Source organism: Photorhabdus sp. RM96S (genome assembly GCF_042879335.1).
In the GTDB taxonomy this organism is placed as follows: Bacteria; Pseudomonadota; Gammaproteobacteria; order Enterobacterales; family Enterobacteriaceae; genus Photorhabdus; species Photorhabdus kayaii.
Window position 1 is genome coordinate 13735 of the sequence record NZ_JBHFKT010000001.1, and the last position, 18401, is coordinate 32135.

18 protein-coding genes and 1 pseudogene are annotated in these 18401 nt (G+C 43.4%); 5 read left to right on the forward strand and 14 right to left on the reverse strand.

What is annotated here, in order from left to right:
• Positions 1–115: 115 nt before the first annotated feature.
• The gene (locus ACGF49_RS00090; protein ID WP_228899808.1) at positions 116–388 is read left to right on the forward strand and encodes a type II toxin-antitoxin system RelB/DinJ family antitoxin; all 273 of its coding nucleotides are present in this window, start codon (positions 116–118) and stop codon (positions 386–388) included.
• The gene (locus ACGF49_RS00095) at positions 360–683 is read left to right on the forward strand and encodes a type II toxin-antitoxin system YafQ family toxin (protein ID WP_113040799.1); all 324 of its coding nucleotides are present in this window, start codon (positions 360–362) and stop codon (positions 681–683) included. The genes ACGF49_RS00090 and ACGF49_RS00095 overlap by 29 nt, the downstream gene beginning before the upstream one ends.
• Before the next feature lie 166 nt (positions 684–849).
• Here ACGF49_RS00095 and dxs read toward each other — a convergent pair whose 3' ends face one another.
• The 3 genes from dxs to xseB all read right to left on the reverse strand — a co-directional run bounded on the left by dxs (position 850) and on the right by xseB (position 3978).
• Positions 850–2715, reverse strand: coding sequence for a 1-deoxy-D-xylulose-5-phosphate synthase (gene dxs / locus ACGF49_RS00100; protein ID WP_228899806.1), 1866 nt, complete (start codon positions 2713–2715; stop codon positions 850–852).
• 62 nt (positions 2716–2777) lie between these two features.
• Positions 2778–3695, reverse strand: a complete 918-nt coding sequence (gene ispA, locus ACGF49_RS00105) for a (2E,6E)-farnesyl diphosphate synthase (RefSeq protein WP_387488804.1) — start codon at positions 3693–3695, stop codon at positions 2778–2780.
• 4 nt (positions 3696–3699) lie between these two features.
• Positions 3700–3978 carry an exodeoxyribonuclease VII small subunit gene (gene xseB, locus ACGF49_RS00110; protein ID WP_387488806.1) on the reverse strand — a complete coding sequence of 93 codons (279 nt, stop codon included), beginning with the start codon at positions 3976–3978 and terminating at the stop codon, positions 3700–3702.
• 197 nt (positions 3979–4175) lie between these two features.
• Here xseB and thiI point away from each other — a divergent pair, with 197 nt between their 5' ends.
• Positions 4176–5624, forward strand: a complete 1449-nt coding sequence (gene thiI, locus ACGF49_RS00115; protein ID WP_113040803.1) for a tRNA uracil 4-sulfurtransferase ThiI — start codon at positions 4176–4178, stop codon at positions 5622–5624.
• A 78-nt stretch (positions 5625–5702) separates the two neighbouring features.
• Here thiI and yajL read toward each other — a convergent pair whose 3' ends face one another.
• On the reverse strand, positions 5703–6293 hold the full coding sequence (gene yajL, locus ACGF49_RS00120; protein ID WP_228899803.1) for a protein deglycase YajL: 591 nt from the start codon (positions 6291–6293) through the stop codon (positions 5703–5705).
• Positions 6256–7168 (reverse strand): annotated as a pseudogene (gene panE, locus ACGF49_RS00125) (2-dehydropantoate 2-reductase). The gene yajL and the pseudogene panE overlap by 38 nt, the downstream one beginning before the upstream one ends.
• Before the next feature lie 134 nt (positions 7169–7302).
• On the opposite strand from panE, the gene ACGF49_RS00130 reads away from it, so the two are divergent.
• Positions 7303–7794 carry a YajQ family cyclic di-GMP-binding protein gene (locus ACGF49_RS00130; protein WP_112879731.1) on the forward strand — a complete coding sequence of 164 codons (492 nt, stop codon included), beginning with the start codon at positions 7303–7305 and terminating at the stop codon, positions 7792–7794.
• Between the two features lie 123 nt (positions 7795–7917).
• Here the strand turns inward: ACGF49_RS00130 and ACGF49_RS00135 are convergent, their stop codons facing one another.
• The 9 genes from ACGF49_RS00135 to ACGF49_RS00175 form a co-directional block, all read right to left on the reverse strand.
• A complete protein-coding gene (locus ACGF49_RS00135; protein WP_228899802.1) occupies positions 7918–9294 on the reverse strand; it encodes an MFS transporter in 1377 nt (458 codons plus the stop codon).
• 156 nt (positions 9295–9450) lie between these two features.
• Positions 9451–10335, reverse strand: a complete 885-nt coding sequence (gene cyoE / locus ACGF49_RS00140) for a heme o synthase (protein ID WP_113040807.1) — start codon at positions 10333–10335, stop codon at positions 9451–9453.
• Positions 10336–10347: 12 nt separating this feature from the next.
• Positions 10348–10680, reverse strand: a complete 333-nt coding sequence (locus tag ACGF49_RS00145) for a cytochrome o ubiquinol oxidase subunit IV (protein ID WP_036775099.1) — start codon at positions 10678–10680, stop codon at positions 10348–10350.
• Positions 10680–11285, reverse strand: coding sequence for a cytochrome o ubiquinol oxidase subunit III (locus ACGF49_RS00150; RefSeq protein ID WP_228899800.1), 606 nt, complete (start codon positions 11283–11285; stop codon positions 10680–10682). Before ACGF49_RS00150 ends, ACGF49_RS00145 begins: the two co-directional genes overlap by 1 nt.
• On the reverse strand, positions 11275–13266 hold the full coding sequence (gene cyoB, locus ACGF49_RS00155; RefSeq protein ID WP_112894577.1) for a cytochrome o ubiquinol oxidase subunit I: 1992 nt from the start codon (positions 13264–13266) through the stop codon (positions 11275–11277). Before cyoB ends, ACGF49_RS00150 begins: the two co-directional genes overlap by 11 nt.
• A gap of 4 nt (positions 13267–13270) precedes the next feature.
• The gene (cyoA, locus tag ACGF49_RS00160; protein WP_113040810.1) at positions 13271–14206 is read right to left on the reverse strand and encodes a cytochrome o ubiquinol oxidase subunit II; all 936 of its coding nucleotides are present in this window, start codon (positions 14204–14206) and stop codon (positions 13271–13273) included.
• A 349-nt stretch (positions 14207–14555) separates the two neighbouring features.
• The gene (locus ACGF49_RS00165; RefSeq protein ID WP_112894575.1) at positions 14556–15317 is read right to left on the reverse strand and encodes an outer membrane protein OmpK; all 762 of its coding nucleotides are present in this window, start codon (positions 15315–15317) and stop codon (positions 14556–14558) included.
• 251 nt (positions 15318–15568) lie between these two features.
• Positions 15569–17047, reverse strand: a complete 1479-nt coding sequence (gene ampG, locus ACGF49_RS00170; protein WP_228899799.1) for a muropeptide MFS transporter AmpG — start codon at positions 17045–17047, stop codon at positions 15569–15571.
• A 53-nt stretch (positions 17048–17100) separates the two neighbouring features.
• Positions 17101–17679, reverse strand: coding sequence for a lipoprotein (locus tag ACGF49_RS00175; RefSeq protein WP_113024560.1), 579 nt, complete (start codon positions 17677–17679; stop codon positions 17101–17103).
• A gap of 243 nt (positions 17680–17922) precedes the next feature.
• On the opposite strand from ACGF49_RS00175, the gene bolA reads away from it, so the two are divergent.
• Complete coding sequence (gene bolA, locus ACGF49_RS00180) at positions 17923–18237, forward strand: transcriptional regulator BolA (protein ID WP_011148010.1); 315 nt, start codon at positions 17923–17925, stop codon at positions 18235–18237.
• Positions 18238–18401: the final 164 nt, after the last annotated feature.

Here is an 18401-nt window from a genome sequence, read left to right on the forward strand (position 1 = left end):
AATATCGTTGCTTTTTGCTTTATACTTCAGCATTTTCTTCTCTGGGCTAAGATTGCTTAATATCAAAATTAGGACTACGATAGCACTACAAAAATCAGCATGTACGAGGTATTAAATGGGTACTGAAACTTATGTTCGCACACGTATAGATTCTGCAATTAAGCAAGAGGCAACCGATGTTTTAGCTGCTATTGGGATTAAAATGTCTGACTTTCTACGCATTGCTGTAACGATGGTGGCCAAAGAAAAGGCGCTACCTTTCGAGATCAAGAAAATCCCTAACAGAGTTACTGTTGAGGCTATGAATGAGGCGAGAAGCTCAATGAATGCACGTTTTAACGATGCGGATGATTTAATTCATGACATTGAAAAAGACTGCGGCAAGTAAGCGCGCTAGCTTTCCGCGTCGCTCAGACTATACAAAACAGTTCGGTAAAGATTGGCAACGATTGAGCCGTTCTGGGCGCTATGACATGAACCGATTAAAATCTGTTGTAATGCTCCTCATTGCTAATGATTCACCTCTAGGAGCTGAATATAAAGATCATGAGTTAGTCGGAGATTGGGCTGGATTTAGAGAGTGTCATATTGGGGGGGATTTTCTTTTAATTTATCTTCTGGACGAACAGAAAAATGCAATAGAGTTTGTCAGAACCGGTACACATGCGGAATTGTTCGAGTGAGAAAGGAATTTAATAGGCTATTATTTCATTGATAACGAATTTCTATATCTTTCAAGTTGCCTCTTTGTTGGCTGCACTCACTCACCCCGGTCACATAGTTACCTATGCTCCCGGGGATTCGCTCCCTTGCCGTCGCGATCCATCTTGAAATCCATAGGGTATATACTCAGGAAAATAGCCTTTTATTGATGCTATTTTGAATACCTGCGGCATCAAGCCCTAACTCCGCTCTAATTTCTTCCTGACTACCTTGTGGCACAAATTGGTCAGGCAAGCCAATATTCAGAATTTGCACTAGGCGACCTTCCTGCATTAGTAGTTCATTAACGCCACTTCCGGCGCCGCCCATAATGGCATTTTCTTCCAGCGTGACCAATAAATCATGGTTATCAGCCATTTCTAATATCAATTCTTTATCCAGTGGTTTGACAAAACGCATATCAACAACAGTCGCATCCAGTGATTCTGCTGCTGTTATTGCATCAGGTAACAGAGTACCAAAGTTCAGGATCGCTACCTTCTTACCCTGACGGCGAATAATACCTTTACCAATTGGTAATTGTTCAAATGGTTGGGGTTCTGCCCCCGTTCCGGTTCCTCGTGGATAACGCACGGCTACAGGACCTTGCTGATAATGATAGCCAGTATGCAGCATCTGTCGGCATTCGTTCTCATCACTTGGCGCCATAATTACCATGTTGGGGATACAACGAAGGAATGAAAGATCAAAGGCACCTTGATGTGTCTGACCATCAGCACCTACGATACCGCCGCGATCTATTGCAAATAGAACAGGTAGATTCTGGATGGCGACATCATGGATAACTTGGTCATAAGCACGTTGGAGGAATGTCGAATAGATTGCAACAATTGGCCTGTAACCACCAATTGCCAAACCTGCGGCAAAAGTCACGGCATGTTGTTCTGCAATGGCGACATCGAAGTATTGATCAGGATATTCGCGGGAAAAACGTACCATACCAGAGCCTTCACGCATGGCAGGTGTGATCGCCATCAGCTTTTTGTCGCTAGCGGCCTCTTCGCATAACCAGTCTCCAAAGATTTTGGAGAAAGTAGGGCGGTTGTCTGAGCTTTTAGGTAATGCGCCAGTGGTCGGATCAAATTTAGGCACCGCATGCCAACTGATAGGATCTTTTTCGGCGGGGGCATAGCCACGACCCTTTTTGGTCATGATGTGCAGAAGCTGTGGCCCTTTCAATTCACGCATATTTTTCAGCGTTTGGGTCAATGTCAGTACATCATGTCCGTCGATGGGGCCAATGTAATTAAAGCCTAATTCTTCAAACAGAGTGCCAGGAACAACCATGCCTTTGATATGTTCTTCAGTTTTTTTCAGTAGCTCTTTAATCGGTGGTAGATTGGAAAAGACTTTTTTCCCGCCTTCCCGCAACGTGGTGTAGAGTTTACCGGATAGAAGTTGAGCTAGATGGTTGTTTAACGCTCCGACGTTCTCTGAGATGGACATTTCGTTGTCGTTAAGAATGACTAACATATCTGGGTCGATATCCCCGGCATGGTTCATCGCTTCGAAAGCCATCCCCGCTGTTATCGCACCATCACCGATAACACAAACTGTACGGCGGCCTTTGCCTTCGCGTTGAGCCGCAATTGCCATACCTAATCCAGCGCTGATAGAGGTCGATGAGTGCCCAACACATAAGGTGTCATATTCACTTTCATCTCGCCACGGGAAAGGATGAAGACCATTTTTTTGACGAATCGTATCAATGCGATCTCGACGTCCTGTCAGGATTTTGTGAGGATAAGCCTGATGGCCAACATCCCATACCAATTTATCGAAAGGCGTTTTATAGACGTAATGTAATGCTACAGTCAGCTCAACAGTACCAAGACCGGAGGCAAAATGACCACTGGAGCGACTGACACTGTTTAGCAGGAATTGCCGAAGTTCATCGCATAACTTCGGCAGGCTCTCTTTTGGCAACATACGAAGTTCTTCAGGATTTTCCGCTAATGCCAATGTGGGGTATTTGGCTATATCAATGCTCATTTGATGCTCGTTAAGAAGTGTTTATTAATAGCGCTGCCAGCAGGTAGATTTACCGGCAGACCTTAGTTATTACGTTCAATAATAAAGCTGGCAAGTGCGCGCAGCATTGTTGTGTTATAGGATTTATCTTCCAGTTTATTCAAAGCTTTTAAGGCTTCTTGATACAGTTCGTATGCTTTTTTCTGTGCTTGTTCTAACCCTAGTAATGCGGGGTAAGTGCTTTTTCCTAGCTGTTGGTCACTGCCTTGACGTTTTCCTATCATTTCGGTATCGCCAATGACATCAAGAATATCGTCCTGAACTTGGAATGCGAGACCAATAGCTTGGGCATATTGATCCAATTCAGGCAGGGCGTCATGCCCACTTTGGCCTGCGCCATATGCGCCCATTCTGATGGCGCAACGAATAAGCGCACCTGTTTTATGGCGATGAATTTGTTCCAGCATATGGAGATCAATGTGTCTGCCTTCAGCGGCCAAGTCTAGGGCTTGTCCACCACACATACCGGCTATACCACTGGCGGTTGCCAATTCAGCAACCATTTCAAGGCGATCTGCTGTTGTAACATCCGGCATTTCTCTTTTAGATAGGATTTCAAACGCCAGAGCCTGTAATGCATCTCCCGCTAGAATCGCGTGAGCTTCACCAAATTTTATGTGGCAGGTTGGTTGTCCACGGCGTAAATCATCGTTATCCATCGCCGGTAAATCGTCATGAATTAATGAAAAGGCGTGGATACATTCAACGGCTGCTGCTGGAGCATCCAGATTATTTGCGGATAATCCAAACATTTCACCAACGGCATAAACTAAAAATGGGCGCAGGCGTTTACCACCGAGTAAAGTACCATGTTGCATTGTGTGAACGAGTGGATTGTCTGCAAATGCCAGTGAAGATAGTGTGCTTATCAGAACGTTATTGACTCGTTGTTGACAGATTTTAAGCTGTTCTTTAAATTGGGTTGAATTTTGTTCAGACATAGGCTTATTCAGTATCCGGGGAGAAATGACTCAGTGGAGATTGGACATCATCGTTAAGCAGAATCTGCACTCGCTGTTCTGCTTGTTGCAACGTTTGTTGCCCTCGACGGGCTAATTGAATACCACGCTCAAACTCGCTTAGGGCTTCTTCCAGTGCCAGTTCACCTGATTCTAGCCGGGCGACAATCTGTTCCAGCTCTTTTAATGAGCTTTCAAATGTCATTGTCGCCGCAGTTTCTGGCGTACTGTTTGTACTTTCTGATATTGCATTTTTCTTTGGCATAATTTTTTACTATTTACAGAGTTCGCCTAAGGGTTGCAGACTATCTTATTATGCTGGTGCAAACAAATCCTTAACTGATTTTGTGTTTTTTCCGGGCTATATCACGAGATAGTGTTATACTTCGCGGCCTGATTTGACAACCAAGACATACCATCAGTTTTTTTTATCAAAATGCCTAACTACTACTATAACTCACTATGAAGTTTATTATTAAATTATTCCCTGAAATCACGATCAAGAGCCAAACTGTTCGTTTGCGCTTTATTAAAATTCTCGCTAGTAATATTCGCAATGTGCTTAAAACGTTAGGAGATAATATTGCAGTGGTTCGCCATTGGGATAATATCGAAGTTCGTACTAAAGATGAAAACCTTGGCGCTCAAATTTGTGATGCGCTGACACGTATCCCCGGTATTCACCATATTCTGCAAGTAGAGGAGCGTGAGTTTCGTGACATGCATCATATCTTTGAACAAGCTTATGAGGCTTATGGCGAATCGCTCCACAATAAGACATTTTGCGTGCGGGTTAAACGTCGCGGTAAACATCAATTTACTTCCAATGAAGTAGAACGTTATGTCGGTGGTGGTTTAAACCAGCATATTGAATCTGCAAAAGTAAAACTCAATCATCCTGATGTGACTGTTAATCTGGAAATTGATCAAGATGTACTGATTCTGGTAAAAGCCCGTTATGAAGGAATTGGTGGTTTTCCTATCGGAACGCAGGAAGATGTATTATCTCTAATTTCTGGAGGCTTTGATTCTGGTGTTTCCAGCTATATGCTAATGCGCCGTGGCTGTCGTGTTCACTATTGCTTCTTCAATCTTGGCGGTTCTGCTCATGAAGTTGGTGTGAAACAGGTTGCTCATTATCTTTGGAATCGTTTTGGCAGTTCCCATAAAGTCCGTTTCGTTGCCGTGGATTTTGAACCTGTTGTCGCTGAAATTTTGGAAAAAGTTGATGACGGTCAAATGGGGGTGGTGCTTAAACGGATGATGGTAAGAGCGGCATCTAAAGTTGCAGAGCGTTATGGCGTGCAGGCGATTGTTACCGGTGAGGCTTTGGGACAGGTTTCCAGCCAGACACTCACTAATTTGCGTTTGATTGATAATGCATCGGATACGTTGATTCTGCGGCCGCTGATTTCTCATGATAAAGAGCACATTATCAGGTTGGCACGTGAAATAGGCACTGAGGATTTTGCCCGTACAATGCCTGAATTCTGTGGTGTTATTTCAAAAAGCCCGACAGTAAAAGCTGTTAAAGCTAAAATTGAAGCAGAAGAGGCGAATTTCGATTTTAATATTTTGGAAAAAGTTGTCAGTGAAGCTCAGAATATTGATATTCGCCAGATCGCAGAACAAAGCAATCAGCAAGTGGTTGAAATTGAAACGGTGACAGCGTTCGCTCCGACGGATGTGTTATTGGATATTCGTTCGCCTGATGAACAAGATGATCGGCCATTGCAGTTAAATGGTGTGGAAATTAAATCATTGCCATTCTATAAGTTGAGCAGCCAGTTTGGTGATTTGCCAAAGGATAAGACTTATTTGCTCTATTGTGAACGTGGGGTAATGAGTCGTTTGCAGGCACTCTATTTATCTGAGCAGGGTTTTGATAACGTGAAAGTTTATCGGCCTTAATTGTTTTAATTATACATTTCGGGGTTCCTATTATGTGAACCCCGAATCGTATAAAGTAAGGTGTTTTTGTCTATTTTTTCAGTCCTGATAAGAATATACACCTAGTGGTAATATGAGTTGAGCTGCCACCTCGGCTGCTGTTGCTCGTCCTTTTAATAATTCAATGAGTTTTAATGCGAAATCAAAAGCTGTCGCTGGCCCTTGGCTGGTCAATAGATTGACACGATCATCAAAACAGACTCGGCAATCAATCCATTTATCGGATGAAATTTTGTCTTGCAAACCGGGGTAGCCGGTCATTTTGCCAGTAGGGAATAAATTATGGTGTTCAAGCACGATAGCAGGCACGGCACAAATTGCAGCGATAATTTTTCCTTGATAATGTGCCTTGCGGATTTTTTCGATAACGAGTGGATTATCACGGAAACACTCGGCACCCTGCATACCGCCGGGTAAGATGATGGCATCGAAAGATTCATCAATAACTTTTTCCAGAGGGACATCAGCAACCAATTTCACACCTCTGGAGCAAGTTAAAACTAATTCTCCATCGCTGGCGGTGCTGGCGATCGTAACACTGATGCCAGCGCGTACCAGTAAATCAATGGTTGCAACGGCTTCTATTTCTTCACTACCGTGAGTTAGGCAGATGAGTGCTGAAGGATTCATAATCATCTTTCCTTATGTTTTACTAGGTTATAGATACGGGTATTTTCAGGGGTAGAAAGACCATGTGCACGGGCCCGGCGTAATAAATAACCAGTGATATAGTCAATTTCAGTGCGACGCTTTGCGCGGACATCCTGCAACATGGATGAGTAGTTTTTTGCTGTAAGCTTAATCACATCGTAGACATAGGCAATCAGCTTGTCGATAGTGGTATGGATGTTTTCTCGTTGCATAACCTGAATAATTTCTTCGCACAAAATATTCAATTGTTCCGGGTAGCGAAGCAGATCTCCATTTTGGCATTCATAAAGCGCAGTCAGCGGGTTTACGACACAGTTAGCGGCAAGTTTCAGCCAACTAATCGAGAGAATTTCATTATGCCATGCAACATCTGGCAAAGATTGATGTAATACATTAGCCAGAGAGCTAAGCCCAGTTGCATTTGACGTTGCTGGGCCAATATGGGTTAGCCCGGAAGCGGTATGATAAACCCGTTGGTCATCCTGATATGCACCATGCGTTGTGACGCCAAGCAGTATTGGATTAGGCGCTGATAATAGTTCTTCTTGGGTACCCATACCATTGTGTAGTAATAAGATTGGGCAATTAGGTGAAAGTTTGGGGAGTAAATTATTCACTGCATCAGCGACTTGCCATGCTTTCAAACAGACAATCAGTAATTCGCTGTTGGCAAGATGGTCGTTGTTATTAGTTGGGATTGGTTGGTTGAAGACTTGCCCATTCATTTCGTCAATATGAACAGATAAATAAGACCGAGAACTTTTTAGCCAACCCTGTACTTGATGTTTTTGTTGTGATAATGCTGCTAGCCACAGTTTTCCTATAGCGCCACAGCCAAGAACGGTTATCTTCATATACACCTTTTGAAAGACGCTGCCATAATATTGGATGGAAATAATAAGATCCCGCTAATCCGAGTATAGCGCTTTTGCTGACAATGGAAAGCGGTTATCATGCCAACTTATTGATTATCAGGAGGTCATGGATAATGCCATCTTTCGATATTGTTTCAGAAATTGATATGCATGAAGTTCGCAACGCGGTAGAAAATGCGCAGCGCGAGCTTGCTAGCCGTTGGGATTTCCGTAATGTCAGCGCCAATTTCGAGTTAAATGAAAAAAATGAATCTATCAAGATTGCCAGTGAGTCAGATTTTCAGGTAAATCAGTTGGTTGATATCATGCGTGAAAAGTTGGCTAAACGTGGTATCGATGGTGCTGCATTGAATATCCCTGATGATATGTTGCACAGTGGTAAAACTTACAGCGTTGAAGCGACTCTGAAGCAGGGGATTGATACCCCTACGGCGAAAAAGATCGTGAAGCTGATTAAGGATAGTAAGCTGAAAGTACAGGCACAGATTCAGGGTGAGCAAGTGCGAGTGACAGGTAAAGCTCGTGATGATTTGCAAAGTGTTATGGCATTAGTTCGTGGCGCAGAGCTGGGACAGCCATTCCAGTTTACTAATTTTCGGGATTGATTTTCCGACTAATGGATTGATATATCTAGCCTAATGTGGAGTGGGGTATTCCTGACCAGGAATCCCACTCCCAATCTCCCTTAATATCGAATCGGAGTGAGTAGGGGTTATCTGGTTTGATACTTAATCTATCGTGTTATTATTAGCTATCAATTGCTCAAGTTGTGCTCTGCTTGTCAGCTTAGTATCTACTTTTATGTAAGCACTATGCTCCTCCGGAACAATAACGACCTCGCAAACGCCTGGCTGAACAAGAATTTTTTGTTCCAGCAATGCCTTATTGACTATATTTTCTGGTAGAGAAATTCTGATGTTGCTGACATATGCAGATTGTTTCATTGTTATGCTAATAATGAGCCAAATGATTGTCAGAACGATACCTGCCGCAAATACCAGCGGTGCTCCTTTTAATTCATATAACCAACCACCGAGGCCACCCCCTAAAGCGACACCTAAAAATTGGCTGGTGGAGTAGATACCCATTGCTGTACCTTTATAACCCGCTGGTGCTTCTTTACTGATAAGTGATGGCAGGATAGCTTCCATTACATTGAAAGCAATAAAGAAAATTTGTATGCCGATAAAAATCACCCATAAGTGATGTCCCGCCGCCCACAATACAATTTCAGCAATCAGTAGCATCGTGATACACAGTGAAAACACTTGTTTCATGCGGCGCTTTTTTTCTGCGTAAATAATGAAAGGTAAAACAGATAAGAATGAAACTAGCATAGTGATCAGATAAACCTTCCAGTGTTGTTGGGTAGGGAGCCCCGCTTGTTGCATCACCAAAGGAAGGGCGACAAAACTTGCCATTAACAAAGTGTGCAAACTGAGAATGCCAAAGTTAAGTTTCAGCAACTGGCTATCAGCCAGAACCTTACTGAAACTGTGACGAATAATGCCTGATTCACGGTTAATAATGTGTTTATCGGTGGAAGGAACAGCAAATAATGTTATCAGAATGGCACTACCGGCCAGAATGGTAATTCCCCAAAATAGGCCATTTAATCCAATGGCATTCGTAAGGATTGGGCCAAGTACAATGGCGATGGCGAAAGTTATTCCGAAGCTAATGCCAATAAAAGCCATTGCTTTAGTTCGATTTTGTTCACGGGTTAAATCAGAAAGTAGCGCCATAATTGCAGCAGATATCGCTCCAGCGCCTTGTAACGCTCGTCCAATTATTATGCCCCAGATGGAGTCACTGAGAGCAGCAATAATACTGCCAAGGACGAATAGCAATAATCCGCCAACAATTAAGGGCTTACGGCCAATTTTGTCAGAAAACAGGCCAACAGGGATCTGGAAAATTGCTTGGGTTAGACCATAAATGCCAATGGCGATGCCAATAAGTGTTTCGGTGGCATCTTTTAGATGAAGTCCATAGGTTGTTAATACAGGAAGAACCATGAACATGCCTAGCATTCGCAGAGAAAAAACTGAACCTAGGCCCCATGTCGCCCGAAGCTCAAGTGGCGTCATTTTATTATCGTTCATGATTACCTCGAAATATTTTGATGCGTCATTGTAGATAGGTTTTCAATAAGGGGTAAATAGTTAATTAAATTAATAATATTGAAGTATCAAGGAGAGGGGATAACAGGCTGGAAGGAAACTGATGGCAGAAGGGGTAGCCACTGCCATCAGGGAAAATTACCGGACGTAAGTTAGGAAGGCTTCTGAGGGCACATGTGGGTCAATAGACATCATGACACTCAGGGAAGTGATTGCCACAATGGAAAATATAAATAATTTACGAGCCCAAATGCGGTCATTATCAGTTTTGTAACCGGATAACGCCATTCCTAGCCACCAGACGCTCACTGCTGCTGCAACAACCAGATATTTGTAACCAGCGTAACCGCTGATGGCTAACATAAGGGTTGCAATCATAAATGCCAGGATATAAAGGATAATGTGGTTTTTCGCCACAGATATGCCTTTAATGACGGGCAGTACAGGAATATTGGCTGCCTGGTAATCTTTGAAACGAAAAATAGCAATGGCGTAGGAGTGCGGCATTTGCCACAGGCTGAAAATCAGTAACAGGATCAACGCGCCCGTATCAAACTGACCAGTTACTGCACAATAACCAATAACCGGAGGTGCAGCACCGGACAAACTGCCGATCAACGTGCCATAAACAGATTTCCTTTTCATATAGAGGCTGTAAACCCCTACATAGATGACAAAACCGATAATCGCTAATTGCATTGCTAAAGCATTGGCTGCTGCATAGAGCAGCACTATGCCAGCAATACCCAGTATTGATGCATAAATCAGGCTGATTTTCGGATCAATAAGCCCTTTTACAAGGACGCGGTTTTTTGTTCTTTCCATGATCCGATCGATGTCACGGTCAATGTAGTTGTTAAATACACAACCAGAAGCCACGACTAATGAAACGCCGAGCAGAGTCGAGATGAACAAAGGGTAATCAATCACCCCTTTCGAGGCGAGTAGAAAACCACCGATCACAGAAATTAAATTGCCGAAAATAATTCCTGGTTTAGTTACTTGCAGGTATTGCTTAATCATATATGCAGCTCTTTAATCAACCATCATATTAATGTTGAGGTTGTACATAATCCATAGTGAGCCAACAACAACAATACCGATAATCAAGATAGTGAACAGCAATGCGACTAAGTTCCAGCGCTCTTCTGACGAAGTGTTCATGTGCAGGAAGTAAATAAAATGAACAATAATCTGCACCACAGCCAGCGCGACTACTGTTGTCAGGATAGTCGTATGGGAGGCGGAACCATCCATTACCATCCAAAACGGAATCACTGTCAGGATGACCGAAAGAACAAAGCCGATCAGATAAGACTTCAGGCTACCGTGGCTAGCTCCAGTATGAGCGGTATTGGAATGACTCATTACATAGCTCCTAACAGATAAACAACGGTAAATACACAGATCCATACCACATCCAGGAAGTGCCAGAACAAGCTCAGGCAGTTCAGACGGGTTTTATTTACATCAGTTAAACCGCGGCGGGTTACTTGGATTATCATGATGATAATCCAGACCAGACCACAGGTAACGTGGATACCGTGAGTAGCAACCAGTGCGAAGAATCCGGACAAGAATGCACTGCGGTCAGGGCCGTGGCCGTCAACAATCAGGTGATGGAATTCGTACAATTCCATCGCCACGAAGCCAAGGCCGAACAGGAAAGTCATACCGAGCCAGGCGTTAACCTGGCCGACTTTTCCTTTGTTCATGCCTAACATGGCAAAGCCATAAGTGATACTACTGAATAACAGTAGGAAAGTTTCGACCAATACGAAAGAGAGGTCGAAAATCTCTTTACCCGATTTGCCGCCTGCGGTTCCGTTAACGAGTACTGCATAAGTCGCAAATAGACATGCGAACAAAATACAGTCACTCATTAAGTAGACCCAGAAACCGAATACTTTAGTGGCTCCCGCATTGTGATGCTCGTGGGCATGATTGTGGTTAGTCATAGTTTCAGTTGACATGGTTCAGACCTGCCTTGCTAATTTGTTCATGGTGTTGATTCTCAATTTGCTCAACTTCAGCAACGGGTACGTAGTAATCAACATCTTCATCAAAGCTTTTTGCAATCCAAGTGATAATCATGCCCGCAAAGCTTGCGATAGCTAGCCACCAGATATGCCAAATCATGGCGAAACCAAACAGCAAGCTGAAGCCAGCAATAATTACACCCGCACCGGCATTTTTAGGCATATGAATTTCTTCATACTTAGCAGGACGTTTATAAGCTGTGCCTTTTTCTTTCATATCCCACCATGCATCACGCGTTTGCACATGTGGAACGTCAGCAAAGTTATAAAACGGTGGTGGAGAAGATGTTGCCCACTCCAGAGTACGCCCGCCCCAAGGGTCGCCGGTCAGGTCACGGTTTTGGTCACGGTCACGGATACTAACGTAGAATTGAATGACCTGACACAGGATACCAACGGCAATCAGTGCAACACCAATCGCGGAGACGACCAGCAGAGTATGGAATTCAGGGTTGATATCTTGGCTAATACGACGAGTCATCCCCATAAAGCCGAGCGCGTAAACTGGCATAAAGGCGATAAAGAAGCCGATAATCCAGAACCAGAATGCGCGGATACCCCATTTTTCGTTCAGTGTGAAACCGAAAGCTTTCGGGAACCAGTAAGCAGTACCGGCAAAACAACCGAAGACAACACCACCGATAATAACGTTATGGAAGTGTGCGATCAGGAACAAGCTGTTATGCAGAACGAAGTTTGCGCCTGGAACTGCCAGCAGAACGCCAGTCATACCACCGATAGAGAAGGTGACGATGAAGCCAACGGTCCACAACATCGGTGTTTTATACTCAATACGGCCTCGATACATTGTGAACAGCCAGTTGAATATCTTAACGCCTGTCGGAATCGAGATAATCATGGTGGCTATGCCAAAGAAGGCGTTAACGTTCGCACCCGAACCCATCGTAAAGAAGTGGTGCAGCCATACAATGAACGACAGTACGGTAATGGCAATGGTTGCCCATACCAGAGATGTATAGCCGAACAGTCGTTTTTTCGAGAACGTCGCAGTCACTTCAGAGAAAACACCAAAGACCGGCAACACCAGAATGTAAACTTCAGGGTGACCCCAAGCCCATATCAGGTTGATGTACATCATCATGTTGCCACCCATATCATTGGTGAAGAAATGGGTGCCCATGTAGCGGTCAAAAGTTAGCAGGGCAATGGTAACTGTCAGAATTGGGAATGCGGCGATGATCAATACGTTAGTACAGAGTGCTGCCCAAGAGAATACAGGCATTTTCATCATGGACATGCCTGGAGCACGCATACGCAGGATCGTCGCAAAGAAGTTAACGCCTGTCAGCAAGGTACCAATGCCGGATATCTGAAGACTCCATATCCAATAATCGACCCCAACGCCTGGACTATACTCTATACCTGAGAGCGGAGGATAAGCTAACCAGCCGGTCTGAGCGAATTCACCTACACCCAGAGAGATGTTAATCAGTGCAACGCCGACGACGAAAAACCAGAAGCTCAGTGAGTTCAGGAATGGGAATGCCACGTCACGAGCGCCGATCTGTAGTGGAACCACGACGTTCATCAGACCGACAACAAAAGGTGTCGCCATGAAGAAAATCATGATGACGCCGTGGGCGGTAAAAATCTGGTCATAGTGATGCGGTGGCAGGAAACCTGCTTCACTCGCAGAGGCGACAGCCTGCTGACCACGCATCATGATGGCATCGGCAAAGCCACGGAGCATCATGACCAGCGCCACGATAATGTACATAATACCGATTTTCTTGTGGTCAACGCTGGTTAACCACTCGCTCCATAGCCATTTCCATTTACGGAAATAGGTCAGGGCTCCGACAATTGCGAGCCCTGCTAAGAGAATCCCTGCAAGAGTAACCATGACAATGGGCTCATGCAGTGGGATTGCATCAAGTGTTAATTTTCCCAACATTACTTTATTCCTCAACTCCGGCATGAGCAGTTTCGCTCATATTCATGTTATGACCTGTCGTTGCACCGTGGCCGCCATGCATATTCATGTTGCCCATAAATTTGGCAATAATGTCTTGATACAGGTTAGGTTTAACGCTTGAGAAGTATTCAACCGGATGATTCTGGCTTTGTTTGGCTAACTCATCAAATGCTTGCATGGTATCCAAGGTTTTGGGAGAGGCTTTCACTTTTTGAACCCATTGTTCAAAACCTTCCCGATCTGCGGTAGCGGTAGCAGTAAATTTCATGCCAGAGAAGCCGTGACCACTATAGCTACTGGACAAACCTTTATAAACGCCAGGTTCATCGGCAATTAAGTGAAGTTTAGTCTGCATACCAGCCATTGCATAGATTTGACCACCTAACTGCGGGATGAAGAATGAGTTCATCACGGAATCAGAGGTGATTTTGAAGTTAATAGGCACTCCGGTAGGAAAAGCAATTTCGTTAACTGTAGCAATACCTTGCTCCGGGTAAACGAATAGCCATTTCCAATCAAGAGAGATGACTTCAATAGTTACGGGTTTTTCATCGCTAACCAGTGGCTTATATGGGTCAAGCTCGTGGGTTGTTTTCCAGGTAATGGTTGCTAAAATAATAATGATAATGATAGGAACGGTCCATACTACCAGCTCAATTTTATTTGAGTGTGCCCAGTTAGGGCGATAGGTAGCACTTCTGTTGGCTTCGCGGTAACGCAGGGCAAAGGTGAATGCCATGATGATTACCGGAATAACGATGATCAGCATCAGGCCGATAGCCGTGAGTATCAGCGTTTTTTGTTCAGCGCCGATGGCGCCTTTAGGATTCATCAATACCATATCGCAGCCACTCAGCACAAGAGTAGCCGCTAGTATTGACAATATCCCAATACTTTTATTGTATTTCATAAGTCTCATCTAACGACTCCAAATAACAAAAGCTCTATTGTCGTTTCATCAGTGCGGGCATTCTACGGTAAGGCTACTGGAGTGTAAACATTTGTAATAGTTAGTTGAGGGGTTGTTACCCTTTATGTCGATGGGATCACATGCAAGTGGAGGATTAATCAGAAGTTAGCTTGAAAAGGTTATTTAATTGTAACGAAATAGGGCGGAAATACGAATTTATACTAAAGTTATTTTATATTTTTTAGAGAAGAGGAAAAAAATATAAAAATTTGCTTTAAAAATTTCCACCGTGGCCATTTTATTTAAGAATTAAATTAATTGTGAGCCACTTTTGGTAGCTCACAATTAAAATCAATAATTAGAAATTATATTTGATAGTGTAAACAATCCCATCCTGCCAGAAGTCTTCACCCAGTTTATGATCGGCATATCGATATTGAATGCCGGTTGTGAAGGATTGGTGAGGTGTCCACCATAACGCTATTGCACCATTGGTACCGTTCCGTCCACCGTTGCCGTAGCGTTCATTCCGATTAAGTTCTATTTCATTCCAGTTAGTTATGCTGAATTTTTCTTCCCAGAGTTGAAAGTCGTAACCTGCAACCCAACCAACGACATAGCCGTTATTACCGGAGTAGAAAGTTTGGTCAACATAGTGCAGCGCAACAAATGGTTTGAACCAGACACCGGCGAAATCAGTGTTGTAGCCAATACCATAGAGGGTATTTACTTCATGGAAGTTCCCGCCATGTGCTGTACCTGGGAGGGAGTAAGTACCATAAACATGACCATAGAGATTGAAACCCGTATCAGCCAGATAAAAACGCCCGGTTGTTTTAAAAGTGTATCTTTGGTTATCCCCTGGTTCAGCATGCTGCTTGTTGAAAGCATTTTCCAGATCAAAGAACCCGTATAATTCACCCCAGTTAAATCCGGCTCCGCCTTCCAGTTCCAGGTAGGCAAAGTCGTCTTTATGAGAGGTTTGCCCTGACTTGTGTGTGGTATGGCTAGTCCAATCGAGGTAGTTCATGCTGATATTAGCAAAGCCCCCTTGATATTCAGCATAAGCTGGAACTGAGACGGTGGTGAATAAAGCAGTAGCCAGAATGGTTGTTCTCATAAATTTCTCTAACGCATCCATGAAAAGAGGTTTTTGGGTTTTAAAGCTATATTAAATAACCCTTAAAATGGTAGTCTAATTCTACGCGGATATGAATATCGAACAATCAAATAATCACTCGAAAATAGCACTTTTGGGCAAATGACTATTTGAAGTGTGATCGCTATCACTTAACTATTTAAAAAGAGGGCAGAGATATCAAAGGCTGACAGTCGTCAACCTTTAATAAAGTCACTTAATATTTTCGTCTTTTAAGCCAATTTGTTCCTTCTTAATGCGAGATAATCTAGAAAGCTGCCGAGAATGATGCCTGTGATACCAATCTGTGCTCCCCATAATAGTAATGTTTTGGCCAGATAAGGTGCATGAGTCCAGTTAAGAGCATTGGTGGTGATGGTAAGTAACCAGAACGTGAGCAAGATGCTTGCAAATGATAGTAAGCCAAGGGCTAGACGATAGAAATTTCTAAACTCAGTACGTGGCATAAAATCGTTAGCTCGCTGGGTATAAGCCAGAGTCTGGCGGCAGATAAATAACAGTAATAAGCCTGGAACAGAGGCCGCTATAGAGAATAGATAGAAGTTTGGCCAGCCATGTAATTCAACGAACCAACCCGCGATTGGGCCGACATAGACGCGTCCAACAGCAGATAAGGCAGATAATAAAGCAAACTGTGTTGCAGAGAATGATTTATGACATAACGCCATAAGTAAGGCAACAAATGCAGCGGTTCCCATTCCGCCACAGATATTTTCCAGAAAAATGGCGCTGCCCATAGTGTAGATATTTTTGTCAGTAATGGATAACAGCCAGTATCCAATATTGGAAATCGCTTGCAGGATGCCAAAGATCATGAGTGAGCGGAATAAACTCCATCGTTGCATTAAATAACCACCATATAATGCACCAACGATAGTTGCTGCTAATCCCAGCGTTTTGTTGATCATTCCAACTTCACCAGCATCAAAGCCAATACCTCGGATAAGAAATGGGGTACTTAGGCTGGCAGCAAAGGCATCTCCCATTTTATACATGACAATTAACAGTAGTATCAGCCATGCATTATTGCGATTAAAAAAATCGACTAATGGCTCTATTGCGGCTTGCTGGAGTGTTTTTGGTGACGGAGCGTCAATTTCAGGCTCTCTAGCTTTTAACGTTGCGTAGACGCCAATCAGCATCAGTCCAGCCATCAACCAGTAGGTGTGTTGCCAGCCAATATAGCGGTCTGCGATCCATAATGCTAACCCGCCTGAAACTAACATGGCTAATCGATAACCAAGTACCGAAACGGCAGCACCTACACCCCGCTCTTCGCTACTCAATGAATCGGCTTTATAAGCATCAAAGACGATATCCTGTGATGCAGAACAGAAAGCGACGGTTACCGCCAGTGTGGCTAGCCACCATAAATGTTGAGATGGCTGGAGAAAGCCCATTGCTGCGATACTGGCTATAAGTAATAACTGTGTAACAAGTAGCCAACCACGGCGACGTCCAAGAAAAGGGGGGATAAAGCGGTCCATAAAAGGGGACCAAAGAAATTTGAAAACATACGCTTGGCCGACAAGAGAAAAGAAGCCAATTGTTTTAAGATCAATGTCTTCAACGGTCATCCATGCTTGCAGGGTGCTGGCAGTCAGTGCGAGCGGTAAACCAGAAACAAAGCCGAGTAAAAGCAGGATTCGTGAGTTATGTTGGGTAAAAACGGTGAGATAACGATAAGACATGAGCCTCCCAAAACCCTGCCCTTGGCGGGCAGAGTAAATAATTAATCCTTTAATTAGCGAGCATTTTGTTTGATGAAATTGCTGACGGAAGGATCTTGAGCCATATCTGCTATGACTTCTGATAATACAGTATTGACTGCATCCGCAATTTTTTCATTAGTTGCGCCTAAAGGGCCTTGTACATTATAGCTAGTGCGATAATTCTTAACTTGTTTACTGCCATTTTGCGCTGTACTAATGATGGAAATATCGGCTTTTGTTGAAATATTATGGCGCAGGCTACCTTCTTTAACGTCTGCATATAAATTGTTCACAATAATTTGCAGATTGGCATTGGCTGGAGAGCCAATCATATAACCACGGGCGGCCATCTGTTTTTCCAGGATTTCCTGGAGTAGAAAGCGCAGATCACGGGATGGTTTCAGTATTTCCAGCTTTGCATTGCGGTTAACTTGAGCAAGTGTCTGAGACTGACGATTGTCGGCACCGCTGATACTGATGGTAATCGCGCCCATTGTTGGATCTGCTGTTGGCAATGTAATTTTAGGTTCGATAGTCAGGGTATTGCTGGGAGCGGCACAACCAGCAAGAAGAAAAAGCGTAATGAATGGGAATAAGATTCTTTTCAACATGTTAATTTTCTCATCAGTGATAAGGATATCCAGTAATACTTATCAATAGCATAAATTACGTCAATAATAGCACTGCCTTTTGATCATGGCATATCTCTGATGGGGTAAACGCATATAAAAACCTTATGATGTGGGATTCGATTGAAAGATATTTTAATGCGTTGATGCTATAACTCATGGAGAATAGACTAAAATTATTAGTATGGTTGGCAGTATGACTACTGTGCGGTTAAGGGGAATGATATGGTGTATCAGGATATAGAAGAGAAATTACAGGTTGCATTTAATCCCTCATATCTTGAGGTCATTGATGAAAGTTATCGTCACAATGTACCCATAGGTTCTGAAAGCCATTTTAAAGTCGTCATCATCAGTAATAAATTTGCTGGTGAACGTATGCTGAACCGCCATCGTTCCGTTTACAGCGTATTATCGGCAGAGTTGGCCGCAGGTGTTCATGCTTTGGCGTTGCATACCTACACAGAAAAAGAGTGGAATGAATTACAGGATACTGTTTTAGCGTCACCGGCATGTCGTGGGGGTAATATTGTTGTCTGAAATCCGCTGATTGATGCTTAATTTGGGGCGTTTTCTTACACAACTGAATAAATCCAGTGAACGGTCTTCGGGCCGTTTTTACGTTTTATATATGATACATTTTGGATGCAAATTTAGCCGCTGAATAATCGTTATCCTGTGAAGTTGATGAATAGTTCGGGCTT